Genomic DNA, 14,744 nt, shown 5'->3' on the forward strand with positions numbered 1-14,744 from the left:
CGCCTCAGCGGGTGCGCACCACGAGGCTGCCTGGTTCCACCCGGACCTGGAGGGCGACGGCCCTGCCGATGAGGTCGCCGTCGACCTGGATCGGCTCGGGCTCGTCCCAGTGCACGGTGAGCTCGCGGCCACGCCAGAACTCGATCGACCCGGGCTGACCGGGGAGGTCGCGGCGCACGCCCACCCCCTGCATCACGACCTTGCCGAACAGCGAGGCCCAGCCGAGCAGCCCGCCGCGGGCGTCGAGGGCGGCGACGTCGAGCCAGCCGTCGTCGATCTCGGCGTCGGGCAGCAGCACCATCCCGCCGGGCAGCCGCCCGCAGTTCGCGAACACCAGGCTGCGCAGCTTGAGCTGCACCGGCGGCTGGTCGTCGACCTGCAGCGCCAGCCGCAGCCGCCGCCCGTGCAGGTGCCGCACGCCGGCCACGAAGTAGGCGAGCCACCCCATCCGCGCCTTCAGCTGCTCGTCGGCGCCGGCCACCATCGCGGCGTCGAACCCGACGCCGCCGGCCACGAGGAAGGCGTGCTCCTCGTCCGGCTCGTCCGGCTCGGCACGCTCGGCCCGGATCCAGCCGAGGTCGATCGGGTGGTCGGTGCCGGTCAGCGCGGTCTGCAGCAGCGCCCGGGTCCCGCGCTCCATCGGCAGGTCGAGGTTGCGCGCGAGGAGGTTGCCGGTCCCGAGCGGCAGCAGCCCCATCGGCCGCCCGGTGCCGGCGAGGGTGCTCGCGACCGCCCGCACCGTGCCGTCGCCGCCTGCCGCGATCACCACCGAGGCGCCGGCCTCGAGCGCGTGCCTGGCCTGCCCCTGCCCGGGGTCCGCGATCGTGGTCTCGAGCCAGAGCGGCTCGGGCAGCCCTGCCTCGGCCGACAGCTCGCGCAGCAGGTCGCGCAGCGCGTCCGGCTTCGCCAGCTTGGTCGGGTTGACGACGATCGCCGCAGGTCCCGACGGCGGCCGGTCGCCCTGGTCGCGAACCTCTCGTGGCGGGAGCACGGGAGACCTGCTCGGCCCCGCGGTCAGCCGCTTGTACACGAGCAGGCCGACCACCACCGCCACCACGGCGAGCAGCAGCGCCGCCACGCTGACGACCTGCTCCCATGTCACACCGGTGACGGTACCGCCCCGCCCGCCCGCTGCCCCGCCCCGCCGGCACTCGCCCGGCCGCGCCGTCCCTGCCGCCACTCGCCCGGCCCTTTCCCGCCGAGTTCGCTGGTGATCGTCGAGTTCGTTGCGTGCACCAGCCGAACTGGGCGTGGTGGAACGAACTCGGTGGCCTTGCGCCCACCAGCCTTCGGCCATCCGCCGCGGCACTCCACAGCGCCCGGCCCCGCACGCCGCACCGGCCCCACTCCTCCTGCCGATCCCAGTCCCCCGCCCCTTCCCGCCGAGTTCGCTGGTGATCGTCGAGTTCGCTGGGTGCACCAGCCGAACTGGACGTTGTGGAACGAACTCGGCGTGTGGGCTGGGCGATGAACGCGGGGCGGGTACGGGGGCGGGCGCGGGGGTACGGCAGGCCGAGCGGACCTGGTTACGCTCGGAGGGTGATCGACCTCAAGGCACTGCGTGATGACCCGGACACCGCACGCGCCAGCCAGGTGGCGAGGGGCGCCGACCCGGCCCTCGTGGACCAGCTGCTGGGCGCTGACGAACGGCGTCGGTCCCTGCTCAGCTCGTTCGAGCAGCAGCGTGCCGAGCAGAAGGAGCTGTCCCGGTCGATCGGCAAGGCGGCGCCCGAGGAGCGCGAGGCGGTGCTGGGCCGCGCGAAGCAGCTGTCCGAGCAGGTCAAGGATGCGGAGGCGCAGGCCGACCATGCCGCTGCCGAGCTCGATCGGCTGCTGTGGGCGATGCCGAACATCATCATCGACGGCGTCCCGGCCGGTGGTGAGGAGGACTTCGTCGAGCTGAAGCGGGTGGGCACCCCGCGCGACTTCGCGGCCGAGGGCATCGAGGTCCAGGACCACCTGGCGATCGGGGAGCGGCTGCGCGCGATCGACGTCGAGCGCGGCGCGAAGGTGGGCGGGTCCCGCTTCTACTTCCTCACCGGCATCGGGATGCTGCTCGAGCAGGCGATGCTGCAGTGGAGCCTGAACCGGCTGGTCGACGGCGGCTTCACGCCGATGACCACCCCCACCCTGGTGCGCCCCGAGATCATGGCCGGCACCGGGTTCCTCGGCGCCCACGCCGATGAGATCTACCACCTGGAGGCCGACGACCTGTATCTCGTGGGCACCTCCGAGGTGGCGCTCGCGGGCTACCACAGCGGCGAGATCGTCGACCTGACCCAGGGGCCGATCCGGTACGCCGGCTTCTCGGCCTGCTACCGGCGCGAGGCGGGATCGCACGGCAAGGACGTGCGCGGCATCATCCGCACGCACCAGTTCCACAAGATCGAGATGTTCGTCTACGCCCCGATCGAGCAGGCCGAGGCCGAGCACGAGCGGTTGCTCGCGTTCGAGGAGGAGTCGCTCGCGGCCCTCGAGCTGCCGTACCGGGTGATCGACGTGGCCGCAGGCGACCTCGGCAGCTCCGCTGCGCGCAAGTTCGACTGCGAGGCCTGGCTGCCGAGCCAGGAGCGCTGGCTGGAGCTGACCTCGACCTCGAACTGCACCACGTTCCAGGCGCGCCGCCTCGGCGTCCGTGAGCGCACCGCCGAGGGGGCCAACCGACCCGCCGCCACCCTCAACGGGACCGGCGTGACCACGCGGTGGCTGGTGGCGTTCCTCGAGAACCACCAGCAGGCGGACGGCACCGTGCACGTGCCCGAGGCGCTACGGCCCTACCTCGGCGGGCGCGAGATCCTCGAGGCGATGGCGTGAGCGCGGCGCCCACCTTCGGCCGCGAGCACGTCGCCGGCCTCACGCTCGGGCCCGACCTGCTGATCGGTCTCGACATCGACGGCACCATCCTCGGGCTCGACGACTCCCTCTCGCGGCGGGTCCAGCGCTCGATCTCCCGGGTGGTGGAGTCCGGCGCTCGGCTGGTGCTCGCGACCGGCCGCTCTCTCATCGCGGTGCTTCCTGTGGTCGAGCGCCTCGGCCTGCAGAAGGGATTCGCGGTCTGCTCCAACGGCGCGGTCACGATCGCCTTCGACGAGCGCGGTCACGAGATGGTCGACGTCATCACCTTCGACCCCGGCCCGGCGCTGCGCCTGCTGCGCGAGCACGCGCCCGACGTGATCTTCGCCGTCGAGGACCTCGGCCGCGGCTTCAAGGTCACCCGCCCGTTCCCCGAGGGCGAGCTGACCGGCACCCAGGAGGTCGTCTCCTTCGAGGACCTCGTGGCCGCCCCGGCCACCCGCGTCACCCTCCGGGCGCCCGAGTGGTCCTCGCAGGAGTTCCATGACCTCGTCGACAAGAGCGGCCTGCACGGCGTGAGCTACGCCGTCGGGTGGTCCGCCTGGCTCGACATGACCCCCGAGGGGGTCTCCAAGGCCTCCGCGCTCGAGGCGGTGCGACAGCGATACCACGTGCCCGCGCATCGCACGCTCGTGGTCGGCGACGGGCAGAACGACATCGAGATGTTCCGGTGGGCGGGCGTGTCGGTGGCGATGGACGGCGCGGACGAGACCACCAAGGCGGCCGCGACCGCCGTCACCGGGCCCGTCGAGCTCGACGGCCTGGTCAGCGTGCTGGACGCCGTGCCAAGCACGTAGCCGCTAGGAGGCGCTGCTGGAGCTGCTCTCCTTGATGCCCACGCGCTTGCCGGCGTGCAGGTGCACGGGTGCCCGCTCGGCGCCCTTCCGCTTGATCTGCCGGTTGCGGTAGATCAGGTTGAGCACCTCGACGGCGATCGCGAACCCGATCGGGCCGTAGATCAGCGCCTTGTCGACGTGGTAGCCGAAGCCCTCGCCGACCAGCGTGGCGCCGATGAGGATGAGGAAGCTCAGCGCGAGCATCTTCACCGTGGGGTGCCGGTTCACGAACTCGGCGATCTGACCCGCGACGACCATCATGAGACCGATCGACAGGACCACCGCCGCGATCATGATCACCAGGTTGTCGGTCATGCCGACGGCGGTGATGACAGAGTCCAGCGAGAAGACGGCATCGATGAGGATGATCTGGATGATCACCCTGCCGAACGTCGTCGAGCCCTTGTTCTCGTCCTTGTTCTCGTCCTCGCCCTCGAGCTTGTGGTGGATCTCGGTGGTGGCCTTGTAGATGAGGAACAGACCACCGGCGAGCAGGATCAGGTCACGCCCGGAGAACTCCAGCGCGTCGACGCCACCGATCGAGATGATCGGATCGGTGAGTCCCACGATCCACGTGGCGAAGAACAGCAGCACGATCCGCAGCGCCATCGCCAGGGCGAGACCGATGATGCGCGCGCGCTGCTGCTGGCTCTTGGGCAGGCGGTTCGTCAGGATCGAGATGAAGACGACGTTGTCCACGCCGAGGATCAGCTCGAGGACGAAGAGCGTCAGGAACGCGATGATGAGCTCGGGACCGAAGGGCATGAACCGACACTCTACGAGGGTGTGGGCCTGCGCGACGACCTGGTCCATGGGCAGGTCTGCTTGACCGGTGGGGCACAATCTGGTCATGCCCGTCGGGATCGACGACGTCGCCCGCGCGGCTGGAGTCTCCACAGCAACCGTGTCCCGCGCCCTGCGCGGGCTACCGGACGTGCGCGAGTCCACCCGGCTGCGTGTGGAGCAGGCCGCCGTGCAGCTCGGCTACGCGCCGACGCCCTCGGCGGTGTCGCTGGCATCGGGGCGCACCCGCACGATCGGGCTGCTGACGCCGTGGGTGTCCCGCTGGTTCCACTCCAACGTGATCGAGGGCGCCTGCCAGGCGCTGCGCGTGGCCGGGTTCGACGCGCTGCTGTACTCGTTCCAGCTCGACGACGACGCCGCGCGCGAGCCGATCAACCTGGACGTGCTGCGCCGCCGAGTCGATGGGCTGCTCGTGGTCGGGATGACGATGACGCCCACCGAGGTGCACCTGCTGGAGACGCTCGGGGTGCCGCTGGTCTACGTCGGGTCCGGACCGCCGGACCAGGTGCGCGTGCACGTCGACGACACCGTGACGGCGCGCCGCGCCACCGAGCACCTGCTGGCGCTCGGACACACCCGTATCGGACACATCGGCGGCTATCGCACGCAGCCGACGGCGTGGGCCACCGAGATCTGCCGCGCCCAGGGGTACCGTGACGCGCTCCGCGCGGCCGGCGTGCCTGAGGACCCGGCCCTGGTGTCCTACGGACGGTTCGAGCGTGCCGGGGGCCGATCCGGCGCCGTCGAGATCTTCGATCGGGTGGACGACGTGACGGCGGTCGTCGCGGACTCGGACGAGATGGCCTTCGGCGTGCTCGACGTGCTGCGCGAGCGTGGGGTGCGGGTGCCCGAGGACGTGTCGGTGATCGGCATCGACGGGCATGAGCTGGGCGACCTCATCGGCCTGACGACGCTCGCGCAGGACGCCCACGAGCTGGGGGCGACGGCGGTGGGCCTGGTGCTGGAGATGATCACCGGGACACCGGTGGTGCGCGACGTCGTGTGCGCCACCGAGCTCCTCGAGCGAGGGTCCACGAGGCCCATCTGAGGTGCGTGAGGCACCGGCGGCTCGCGCGATTAGTGATCGGATCGTTATCACCAGATCCGCGATACGGCTTGCGCACCCCCGACCGTAAGCGCTTACAGTGACTTTGCTCGCGCCGACTGGCGGGTGAACACGTATGTGACTGAGGAGGCATCAGTGAGGATGACGACCACGCGCCGGCGCGCAGGCGCCGTGCTTGCCGGGGGAGCAGCGCTCGCGCTCGTCCTGACCGCTTGCGATGGCGGCGGGGACCTCGACGGCGGCGGCGGGGGCGGTGGCGGCGGCAACGCCGACGGCGACTGCAGCGCCTATGAGGAGTACGGCACCTTCGAGGGTGCCACCGTGACGATCTCGAGCACGATCTCCGACCCGGCCGAGGCCGACGCCCTCGAGGAGTCCTGGGCTGACTTCGCCTCATGCACCGGGATCACGATCCAGCACAACGGCACCAACGAGTTCGAGTCGCAGATCTACGTGCAGGTCGAGGGCGGCAACGCGCCGAACCTGGCGATCTTCCCGCAGCCCGGTCTGCTCTCGCGGATGGTGGCAGACGGTTACGTGCAGCCCGCCGCCGATGACGTGGCGGCCACCGCGGGCGAGGGCCTCAGCGAGGACTGGCTGACCTACGGCACCATCGACGACACGCTCTACGGCGTGCCGATCATGGGCTCGGTCAAGTCGTTCGTCTGGTACTCGCCGACCGCGTTCTCCGAGAGCGGCTACGAGATCCCCACCACGTGGGACGAGCTGATGGCTCTGACCGACCAGATCGCGACCGATCACGGCTCCGACACCGTCAAGCCCTGGTGCTTCGGTATCGAGTCCGGCGGCGCCACCGGCTGGCCGGCCACCGACTTCGTCGAGGACATGGTGCTGCGCACCGCTGGTCCGGATGTCTACGACCAGTGGGTCAACCACGAGATCCCGTTCAACGACCCGCAGATCGTCGAGGCGCTCGAGGCCGCAGGCTCGATCCTGCAGGACCCGGAGCGTGTCAACGGCGGCATCGGTGACCCGCGCTCGATCGCGACCACCGCATGGGCGGACGCCGGTCTTCAGGTGCTGGAGAACAACTGCTTCCTGTTCCGGGCGGCGTCGTTCTTCGAGGCGCAGCTGCCGGAGGGCACGAACGTGGCCCCCGATGGCGACATCTACGCCTTCTACCTGCCGTCCCAGACGGCCGAGGACCAGCCGCTGCTGGTCGCCGGTGACTACCTGGCGGCGTTCGACGACGAGGAGGCCACGGTTGCCGTGCACAACTTCATGTCCTCGGGCGAGTGGGCGGACACCCGTGTCAGCCTCGGCGGTGTGACCAGCCCGAACCAGGGCGTCGACCCGGCGAACGCATCCTCCGACATGCTGCGGCAGACGCTGGAGCTGATGCAGGACGAGAACGCGGTCGCGCGCTTCGACGGCTCGGACCTGATGCCGTCCTCGGTCGGCGCCGGCTCGTTCTGGACCGCGATGACCAACTGGGTCGACGGTCAGCAGAGCTCCGAGGAGGCGCTCACCGCCGTCGAGAACTCCTGGCCCTGATCCACTGGCTCGACGGCCGGGGTGCGGCACGATGTGTCGCACCCCGGCCTGTGCCGTGGGTACCTGAGAGGAAGAGCTCGTGGGTTTCCTGCTGAACACCCGGGTCGGCCAGCTCGTGCTGGCCGTGATCCTGTTCTGCGCGATCGTGGCGGTGCTGCTGCTCATCGCGAAGGGCGCCGACAGTCTGCGTGAGCGTGCGAGGCGACCCGCCGTCGTCGCGGTCTTCGCCGGCCCGGCGCTGCTGCTGCTGGCGGCCGGCCTGATCTACCCGTTCATCCGGACGCTGTGGATGTCCTTCATGGACAACCGCTCCGAGAACTACGTCGGGTTCGCCAACTACGTGACGGCGCTGACCGAGCCCTCGAACCTCGTGGGCTTCCGGAACACGTTCCTGTGGGTAATCCTCACGCCGCTGCTGTCGACGACGATCGGGCTCGTCTACGCGGTCCTCATCGACAAGTCGCGGCTCGAGAAAGTGGCCAAGGCGCTGCTGTTCCTGCCGATGGCGATCTCCTTCGTGGGCGCCGGGATCATCTGGAAGTTCGTGTACGACTACAAGGGCGCCGGCCAGGACCAGATCGGCGTCATCAACGCGCTCCTGACCTGGGTCGGGCTGGAACCGGTGCGGTTCCTGCAGGACTCCTGGATGAACACGATCTTCCTCATCCTCGTGCTCGTCTGGATCGAGGCCGGGTTCGCGATGGTGATCCTGTCCGCCTCGATCAAGGCCGTTCCGGAGGACATCATCGAGGCTGCGCGGCTCGACGGCGCCAGTGCCTGGCAGCTCTTCTGGAGCATCACGATCCCGAGCATCCGGCCCTCGCTGGTCGTGGTGCTGACGACGATCTCGATCGCCACCCTCAAGATCTTCGACATCACCCGCACCATGACCGGTGCCAAGTTCGACACGCAGGTGCTGGCGAACCTCATGTACGACGAGTCGTTCGTGTTCGGCAACAACGGGCTCGGCTCCGCGATGGCGGTGTTCATCTTCGTGCTGGTGGTGCCGCTGGTGATGTTCAACATCCGACAGATGGCCAAGAACCGGGAGGTGCGGGGATGACCGCCGCCGTCACCGAGACCGACGCCTCGCTCGCGGACGCCTCGAAGGCGATGGGCGGCGGACCGCGCCGCAGCGCCGCCTCGACGGCGCGCGGTCTGCTGGGCAACCGCATCGGCAGCGCGATCGCGATCGTCATCGCGGTGCTGTGGACCGTTCCGACGTTCGGGCTGTTCCTCAGCTCGCTGCGCCCGGAGTCGGACATCAAGCGCACCGGCTGGTGGACCTTCTTCAGCAACCCGGTGCTGACGCTCGAGAACTACGAGCAGGTGCTCGGCGGCTCGACCTCGACCAACCTGTCGCAGTACTTCATGAACTCGCTGGTGATCTGCATCCCGGCGACGCTGCTGCCGTTGGCGTTGGCCATCATGGCGGCCTACGCGTTCTCCGTGCTGGAGTGGCGCGGCCGCGACCTGGTCTTCGTGGCTGTCTTCACGCTGCAGATCGTGCCGCTGCAGATGGCGCTGATCCCGCTGCTGCGGATCTTCAACGACACAGGTGCGGGCAGTGTGCTGCTGTTCCTGCCGCTCTGGCTGGCGCACACGATCTTCGCGCTGCCGCTGGCGATCTTCCTGCTGCACAACTTCATGTCCGAGGTGCCGCGGGACCTGATCGAGGCGGCGCGCATCGATGGTGCCGGCCACGTCACGGTGTTCCTGCGCATCATGCTGCCGCTGATGCTGCCGGCGATCGCGAGCTTCGCGATCTTCCAGTTCCTGTGGGTGTGGAACGACCTGCTGGTCGGTCTCACGTTCTCGGGCGGCAGCCGGATCATCCAGCCGCTCACCGCAGCGCTGGCTGCGCTGACGGGCGACCGTGGTCAGGACTGGCACCTGCTGACGGCGGGCGCGTTCATCTCGATCATCATCCCGCTGATCGTGTTCTTCTCGCTGCAGCGCTACTTCGTGCGTGGCCTGCTGGCCGGGTCGGTCAAGGGCTGACCCGCACGCGTCAGAGGTAGTGCCCGGTCCCGGGCTGGCTCTGCTGGGGGTTCTGCTGACCCGGCCCGGGCTGGCCGGGCAGGCTGACGCCCGGCGGCAGCGCGCGGCGCATCTCGACCAGCTGGTTCTGCGCGGCCATCTGCTGCGCGACCAGCGCGGTCTGGATGCCGTGGAACAGACCCTCGAGCCAGCCGACCAGCTGCGCCTGCGCGATTCGCAGCTCAGCATCCGAGGGCGGCGTGCCGTCATCGGCGAACGGCAGCGTGATGCGGTGCAGCTCGGCCACCAGCTCGGGCGAGAGCCCGCTCTCCAGCTCGCTCAGCGAGCGCTCGTGCACCTCGGCCATGCGCTCGCGTGCGGCATCGTCGAGCGGTGCTGAGCGCACCTCCTCGAGGAGCTGCTTGATCATCATGCCGAGACGCATCACCTTGGCGGGCTCCTCGACGGCGGCCGTGGGATCGTCCTTGGAGTCGTGGATCCCGATGCGCTCCGAGGATGCGACGACGACGCGCTCGCCCTGCTCCTCGCCCTCGGGCTGCTCGATGCTCGCCTCTGTGCCCGGCTCGTTCGGCTCGGGCTGGGTGGTCTCGTTGCTCGGCTCCGTCATGCCCCCATCTTGCCAACTGGCTCGGACACCTGCGTGACCCTAGGCTCAACCCCATGAGATGGCTGGGCAACCCTGCGCACACCCGCTGGTTGGAGCGAGAGACCGATGAGCTGCTGGCGTTCGCCTCCGGCTCGGTGATCGAGGAGGGTTTCGGCTACCTCGACTCCGACGGCGAGCTCGTGCCCGCGGAGGGCGCCCACCTGTGGATCACGTGCCGGATGGTGCACGCGTTCTCGCTGGGCACCATGCTGGGCCGGCCCGGTGCGGCGTCGATGGTCGACCACGGGCTCGCCGCCCTCGCAGGCCCGCTCGCCGACCGTGAGCACGGCGGCTGGTTCGCCCAGGTGGGACCGGACGGTCCGATCGATGACACCAAGGCCGCCTACGCGCACTCCTTCGTGGTGCTGGCCACCTCGAGCGCCGCCGCCGCGGGCCGCCCCGGCGCCCGCGAGGCGCTCGACGAGGCGCTCGCCGTCCAGCTCAAGCACTTCTGGGACGAGAAGGCCGGCATGGTCGTCGAGTCCTTCGACGCCGCGTTCGGAGAGTGCGAGCCGTATCGCGGGGTCAACGCGAACATGCACACGGTCGAGGCGTACCTCGCGGCCGCCGACGTCACCGGTGACGACGCCTGGCTCGACCGTGCGCTGCGGATCACGCAGCGGGTGGTGGGCGAGCTCGCCCCCGCGTACTCGTGGCGGATCCCGGAGCACTTCGACCCGCAGTGGCAGCCGCTGCTGGACTTCAACGCCGACAACCCGGCCGACAAGTTCCGGCCCGCCGGCGCCACCATCGGGCACTGGTTCGAGTGGTCGCGGCTCGCCCTGCACGTGGTCGAGGCGCTGCAGGCGCGCGGGCGCACCGCGCCGCCCGAGCTGGCCAGCGGTGCCCGGTCGCTGTTCGAGGCCGGTGTCGAGGAGGGCTGGGCGGTCGACGGCGACGACGGGTTCGTCTACACCGTCACCTTCGAGGGGGTTCCGCTCGTGCGCGAGCGGATGAACTGGGTGGTCACCGAGGCGATCGGGGCTGCGGCAGCGCTGCACCGGCACACCGGTGAGGAGCAGTTCGACGCCTGGTACCAGCTGTGGTGGGAGTACGCCGCCCAGCACCTCATCGACGAGGAGAGGGGCTCGTGGGTGCACGAGCTCTCGCCGTCGAACGGCCCGAGCTCCACCGTGTGGGAGGGGAAGCCGGACATCTACCACTCGATCCAGGCGACCCTCATCCCGCGGCTCCCGCTCACGCCGAGCCTCGCGAGCGCGCTCGCGCAGGGGCTGCTGGACAGCTGAGGCTCCCTCGGCTGCCTCATGCCAGCCAGCTGAGGCGTGGGGTGGGTGCCGCGGCTGACACAATGGTGGTAGTCGCGGTGATGACCGTCATCTGGTCGACCAGCCGCAGCCGAGAGACGGAGATGAGCATCGCGAGCAACGATCCTGCTACCACAGTCGCCATCGTCGGAGCCGGGATCGGCGGGTTGGTCCTGGCTCACGGGCTGAGGCAGCGCGGGTTCGACGTCACGGTGCTGGAGCGGGAGACCGATCTTCGGCGGACGGTCGGCCACGGGCTCCAGCTGGACGCGGTCGCCATGGAGGCGCTCCAGGAGATGATGCCGGCAGCGTGGATGCGCCGGCTGTACGCACTGGCCCAAGGCGTCTGGGTGGAGACCGGCTATGCGGTACGGGACCAGACAGGCAGGCTGCTGGCCGGCAGCCGTGACGTGGAGACACCCGAGGGCGTCATGACCGATCGGCTCACGCTGCGACTGATGCTCGCCGATGATCTCGATGAGGTGCTGCGGCCGGGTGTGGAGGTGACCGGGTACTGTCGGCGGCCCAGTGGCAAGGTCTCGATCTCGCTGTCAGGCAGCGAGGAGATCGAGGCCGATCTGCTCGTCGCTGCCGACGGCGTCGGGTCCAGCATCGCGACACAGCTCGCCGGCCACCCCACCTCGGAGTCGAGTGCCCTCGTCGGCTTCGCGGGCCGCACCCCGGTGCGAGAGCTCTCTCCAGCGGCGCTGGAGATGTACGGTTCCGGAGCGCTCATCGCGGTCGGCCCGGGTGGCTGCGGGCTGTACAGCGGGCGTCACGAGAGCCTCGATCAACACCTGGTCTCGAGCTTCACGCCCGAGCCGTTGCACGCCGAGGCCACGATCGTCTGGGGCGCCGTCATGCTCGAGTGGGCGCGGACCGCGCCGCTGTCCGAGCTCTACGGCGAGGAGCTGCGGACCGCCCTCGCCCGCGAGCTGCACTCACGGGAGTGGTCGCCGCAGCTCGTCGAGGTGGTCGAACGTGCTGAGACGGCGAGCGTGACCGGGTTCCCGTTCCACGTCTCACCCAGCTACCCGGCCGGCATCGCCCCGTGGCAGCCGAGCACCGTGACGGCACTCGGTGACGCCGTGCACGCGATGCCGCCCACGGGAGGTATGGGTGCCAGCACCGCGATCCGCGACGCGCACGTGCTCTGGAAGGAGATGGTGAGTGTGCAGGCGGGAGAGCAGTCGGTCGTCGGCGCGGTCGCGGCCTACGAGTCTGCGATGCGGCAGTATGCGGCTGCCGTGGTCGCCGCGGCGCGCAGGCCGGCCGCCTGGGTGATCAGTGCCGCGGGCACCGGTGGTCCGCTGCTGCCCTTCCCGCGCGAGCGGAGCCTGGCGGCAGCCGCCGTCTCGTGGGCCCAGCGTGCCAGGCCTGTACCGGCGCTGGTCTGAGTCTCGAACGAGCGGGCGGCGCCCAGCGCAGCGAGCGGCCGGTAGGATCGGCAGCGGTGCACGACCAACGATCTGGAGGTTGCTGCATGCTGCCCGAAAGTCCCTTGATCGCATCGGTGCGGGACCTGGGCACCCAGTTCCTCGACAACGACGTGGACATCACCGGCCAGGACGCGGTGACGTCCGTGGACCTCGGTAACGGCACCACGTTCTGGATCTTCGGCGACACGATCGAGGGGCCGTTCGACTCGATCCGCGGCTTCGAGCTCACCGAGGTGCTCTCGAACACCGGTGCGATCGTGCCGAAGCAGGACCTGTCGCAGGGCGTGCGCGAGTTCCGGTACCTGACCGAGCCCGACGGCGCCCGCGCCCGACAGCTCATCGGCTTCATCCCGCCCGAGCGCAAGGAGACGCAGCGGCTGTGGGCGATCCACGGCGCGCAGGTGGGGGAGTCGCTGTACCTCTACTACCACCGCATCACGATGGACCCCGAGGTCGATGTGTTCGAGAGCTTCGTGCTCGACGGCATGGGCGTGGCCAAGGCCGGCCCGGACCACCACTTCGAGCGCCTGCACGCCCCCGACGGCAGCTACGAGTGGTGGAAGGGCGACCAGCCCGGGTTCGGGGTGTGGGTGCAGCCGGTGGGCGAGTACCTCTACCTGTGGGGTGCGATCCAGCCGGCGTCGAAGTCGGCGGGCGACATGTACCTCGCGCGGGTGCGGCCCGAGCACATCGAGGACCTGGCGGCGTACGAGTACCTGGTCGCGGCGCCCACGCCGGAGCACCCGGACGTGCAGCCGCGCTGGGCCGCGGAGTTCGCGCCCACGGCGTGCCTGTTCTCCGACGTGCCGAACGAGATGTCCTCCTCGTGGAACGACTACCTCGGTTGCTACATCTCGCTGACGACGTTCCAGCGGGAGAACATGCTCGTGATCCGCACGGCGCCGGAGATGACCGGGCCGTGGAGCGAGCCGCAGGTGGTGTACCGGCCGGAGAAGACGCTGCCGGACTCGCTGTTCAACGCGGGCAAGGAGCACCCCGAGTTCGCGCGCGAGGGCGGCAAGGTCACGTACATGACCTTCATCGACTCCTCGGTGTACGTGCCGCACCTGATCGAGATCACGTTCGCCTGACCGCGGATGTGGAACAGATCTGGCGCCAGATCTGCCGGTGCACGCTCGCATGGCCGCCGGAGGTTATCTGGCGTCAGGTTTCTTCCATGCGTCGGCGGTCAGGGGATGAGCAGCAGCTTCCCGAAGACCTCGCCGTCGGCGAGCCGGCGGTGGGCCTCGGCGGCCTCGGCCAGCGGCATCCGGTCGTGGACGACCACGCGCACCTCGCCGCGGTCGAGGTAGCGCCAGGCGCGTTCGCACAGGTCGGCCATGATCGCGGCCTTGTCCTCCTGCGGACGACGGCGCAGCCCCGTGCCGTGGATGCTGAGCCACCGCGAGAGCACGGGGGAGAGGTCGATCTCGCCGGTGGTGCCCTTCTGCATGCCGATCACCACGAGGTGCCCGTGCGGCGCTAGCGCCGCGAGGTTCTGCTGCAGGTACTTCGCGCCGACGACGTCGAGGATCACGTCCACGCCCCGGTCGCCCGTGGCCTCGTGCACCCGGGCGACGAAGTCCTCGCTGCGGTGGTCGATCGCGTAGGCGCCGAGCGCGTGGCAGCGCTCGACGCGCTCGGGCCCGCCCGCGGTGGTGAAGACCACGGCGCCGGTCGCGCGCAGGACTTGGATCGCCGTCGTGCCCACGCCGCCCGAGCCGCCGTGCACGAGCACGGTGCGGCCGGTGTTGTCGGTGGCCGAGAGGCCGGCGACGCCGATGAGATTCGACCACAGCGTCGCCATCGCCTCGGGCAGCCCGGCAGCATCGACGAGGCTCACGCCGTCGGGCACGCGCAGCACGCAGTCCGCCCAGGCGAGGGCGTGGGAGGCGTAACCACCGCCGTCGAGGAGGGCGCACACCTCGTCGCCGACCTGCCAGCGCGTGACGCCCTCACCGAGCGCGACCACGCGGCCGGAGGCCTCGAGGCCCGGGTGCTCGGGGGCGCCGGGCGGCGGCGGGTGGTGGCCCTGGAGCTGCAGGAGATCGGCTCGGTTGACCCCGGCGGCCGCGACCTCGATGAGGACCTGGCCGGGACCGGGCTCGGGCGTGGGCAGGTCGGCCGGCTCCAGGCCGCCCTCCGGCGTGATCACCATCGCGCGCATGAGCACGAGCGTACGTGGGCCACAATGGTTCCCGCCCGGTCTCGGCCGGGTGCTGGAGGGTTGACAGAGCGGCCGAATGTGACGGTCTTGAAAACCGTTGTGCGAAAGCACCAAGGGTTCGAATCCCTTACCCTCCGCCAGGCATCGTGCGG

General features: G+C 70.1%; 13 protein-coding genes and 1 tRNA gene. 10 read left to right on the top strand and 4 right to left on the bottom strand.

The window, feature by feature from the left end; genetic code table 11:
* Nucleotides 1-4: 4 nt before the first annotated feature.
* On the bottom strand, nt 5-1,102 hold the full coding sequence (locus tag GPA03_RS20255; protein WP_156253876.1) for a diacylglycerol/lipid kinase family protein: 1,098 nt from the start codon (nt 1,100-1,102) through the stop codon (nt 5-7).
* A gap of 437 nt (nt 1,103-1,539) precedes the next feature.
* Between GPA03_RS20255 and serS the strand changes: the two genes are divergently transcribed.
* Both serS and GPA03_RS20265 read left to right on the top strand, forming a co-directional pair.
* The gene (gene serS, locus GPA03_RS20260; protein WP_156253877.1) at nt 1,540-2,814 is read left to right on the top strand and encodes a serine--tRNA ligase; all 1,275 of its coding nucleotides are present in this window, start codon (nt 1,540-1,542) and stop codon (nt 2,812-2,814) included.
* Nucleotides 2,811-3,650, top strand: coding sequence for an HAD family hydrolase (locus GPA03_RS20265; protein WP_206673663.1), 840 nt, complete (start codon nt 2,811-2,813; stop codon nt 3,648-3,650). The genes serS and GPA03_RS20265 overlap by 4 nt, the downstream gene beginning before the upstream one ends.
* Nucleotides 3,651-3,653: 3 nt before the next feature.
* Here the strand turns inward: GPA03_RS20265 and GPA03_RS20270 are convergent, their stop codons facing one another.
* The gene (locus tag GPA03_RS20270) at nt 3,654-4,454 is read right to left on the bottom strand and encodes a TerC family protein (protein WP_156253878.1); all 801 of its coding nucleotides are present in this window, start codon (nt 4,452-4,454) and stop codon (nt 3,654-3,656) included.
* 85 nt (nt 4,455-4,539) lie between these two features.
* Between GPA03_RS20270 and GPA03_RS20275 the strand changes: the two genes are divergently transcribed.
* The 4 genes from GPA03_RS20275 (at nt 4,540) to GPA03_RS20290 (ending at nt 9,075) form a co-directional block, all read left to right on the top strand.
* Complete coding sequence (locus tag GPA03_RS20275) at nt 4,540-5,541, top strand: LacI family DNA-binding transcriptional regulator (RefSeq protein WP_156253879.1); 1,002 nt, start codon at nt 4,540-4,542, stop codon at nt 5,539-5,541.
* A gap of 159 nt (nt 5,542-5,700) precedes the next feature.
* Complete coding sequence (locus GPA03_RS20280; protein WP_156253963.1) at nt 5,701-7,074, top strand: ABC transporter substrate-binding protein; 1,374 nt, start codon at nt 5,701-5,703, stop codon at nt 7,072-7,074.
* A gap of 79 nt (nt 7,075-7,153) precedes the next feature.
* On the top strand, nt 7,154-8,137 hold the full coding sequence (locus tag GPA03_RS20285; RefSeq protein ID WP_156253880.1) for a carbohydrate ABC transporter permease: 984 nt from the start codon (nt 7,154-7,156) through the stop codon (nt 8,135-8,137).
* Entirely contained in the window at nt 8,134-9,075 is a 942-nt protein-coding gene (locus GPA03_RS20290) for a carbohydrate ABC transporter permease (protein WP_156253881.1), read from the top strand. The genes GPA03_RS20285 and GPA03_RS20290 overlap by 4 nt, the downstream gene beginning before the upstream one ends.
* 10 nt (nt 9,076-9,085) lie before the next feature.
* On the opposite strand, the gene GPA03_RS20295 is transcribed toward GPA03_RS20290, so the two are convergent.
* Nucleotides 9,086-9,682 carry a bacterial proteasome activator family protein gene (locus GPA03_RS20295; RefSeq protein WP_156253882.1) on the bottom strand — a complete coding sequence of 199 codons (597 nt, stop codon included), beginning with the start codon at nt 9,680-9,682 and terminating at the stop codon, nt 9,086-9,088.
* A gap of 53 nt (nt 9,683-9,735) precedes the next feature.
* Between GPA03_RS20295 and GPA03_RS20300 the strand changes: the two genes are divergently transcribed.
* The 3 genes from GPA03_RS20300 (at nt 9,736) to GPA03_RS20310 (ending at nt 13,516) form a co-directional block, all read left to right on the top strand.
* Nucleotides 9,736-10,968: an AGE family epimerase/isomerase gene (locus GPA03_RS20300; protein WP_156253883.1), complete on the top strand. Its 1,233-nt coding sequence runs from the start codon at nt 9,736-9,738 to the stop codon at nt 10,966-10,968.
* A 122-nt stretch (nt 10,969-11,090) separates the two neighbouring features.
* Complete coding sequence (locus tag GPA03_RS20305; RefSeq protein ID WP_162458448.1) at nt 11,091-12,383, top strand: FAD-dependent oxidoreductase; 1,293 nt, start codon at nt 11,091-11,093, stop codon at nt 12,381-12,383.
* 86 nt (nt 12,384-12,469) lie between these two features.
* Entirely contained in the window at nt 12,470-13,516 is a 1,047-nt protein-coding gene (locus GPA03_RS20310) for a DUF4185 domain-containing protein (RefSeq protein WP_156253885.1), read from the top strand.
* A gap of 98 nt (nt 13,517-13,614) precedes the next feature.
* On the opposite strand, the gene GPA03_RS20315 is transcribed toward GPA03_RS20310, so the two are convergent.
* On the bottom strand, nt 13,615-14,592 hold the full coding sequence (locus GPA03_RS20315) for an NAD(P)H-quinone oxidoreductase (RefSeq protein ID WP_156253886.1): 978 nt from the start codon (nt 14,590-14,592) through the stop codon (nt 13,615-13,617).
* Between the two features lie 54 nt (nt 14,593-14,646).
* Here GPA03_RS20315 and GPA03_RS20320 point away from each other — a divergent pair.
* Nucleotides 14,647-14,732 (top strand) — tRNA-Ser (locus GPA03_RS20320).
* Nucleotides 14,733-14,744 lie beyond the last annotated feature (12 nt).

It is taken from the genome of Pseudactinotalea terrae, assembly GCF_009733845.1.
GTDB lineage: Bacteria > Actinomycetota > Actinomycetes > Actinomycetales > Beutenbergiaceae > Pseudactinotalea > Pseudactinotalea terrae.

Bases quoted from the DNA above. Each gene is read 5' to 3' on its own strand.
- GPA03_RS20270 (WP_156253878.1), bottom strand. From the start codon at position 4,454: ATGCCCTTCGGTCCCGAGCTCATCATCGCGTTCCTGACGCTCTTCGTC.
- GPA03_RS20275 (WP_156253879.1), top strand. From the start codon at position 4,540: ATGCCCGTCGGGATCGACGACGTCGCCCGCGCGGCTGGAGTCTCCACA.
- GPA03_RS20280 (WP_156253963.1), top strand. From the start codon at position 5,701: ATGACGACCACGCGCCGGCGCGCAGGCGCCGTGCTTGCCGGGGGAGCA.
- GPA03_RS20290 (WP_156253881.1), top strand. From the start codon at position 8,134: ATGACCGCCGCCGTCACCGAGACCGACGCCTCGCTCGCGGACGCCTCG.
- GPA03_RS20295 (WP_156253882.1), bottom strand. From the start codon at position 9,682: ATGACGGAGCCGAGCAACGAGACCACCCAGCCCGAGCCGAACGAGCCG.
- GPA03_RS20300 (WP_156253883.1), top strand. From the start codon at position 9,736: ATGAGATGGCTGGGCAACCCTGCGCACACCCGCTGGTTGGAGCGAGAG.
- GPA03_RS20305 (WP_162458448.1), top strand. From the start codon at position 11,091: ATGAGCATCGCGAGCAACGATCCTGCTACCACAGTCGCCATCGTCGGA.
- GPA03_RS20310 (WP_156253885.1), top strand. From the start codon at position 12,470: ATGCTGCCCGAAAGTCCCTTGATCGCATCGGTGCGGGACCTGGGCACC.
- GPA03_RS20315 (WP_156253886.1), bottom strand. From the start codon at position 14,592: ATGCGCGCGATGGTGATCACGCCGGAGGGCGGCCTGGAGCCGGCCGAC.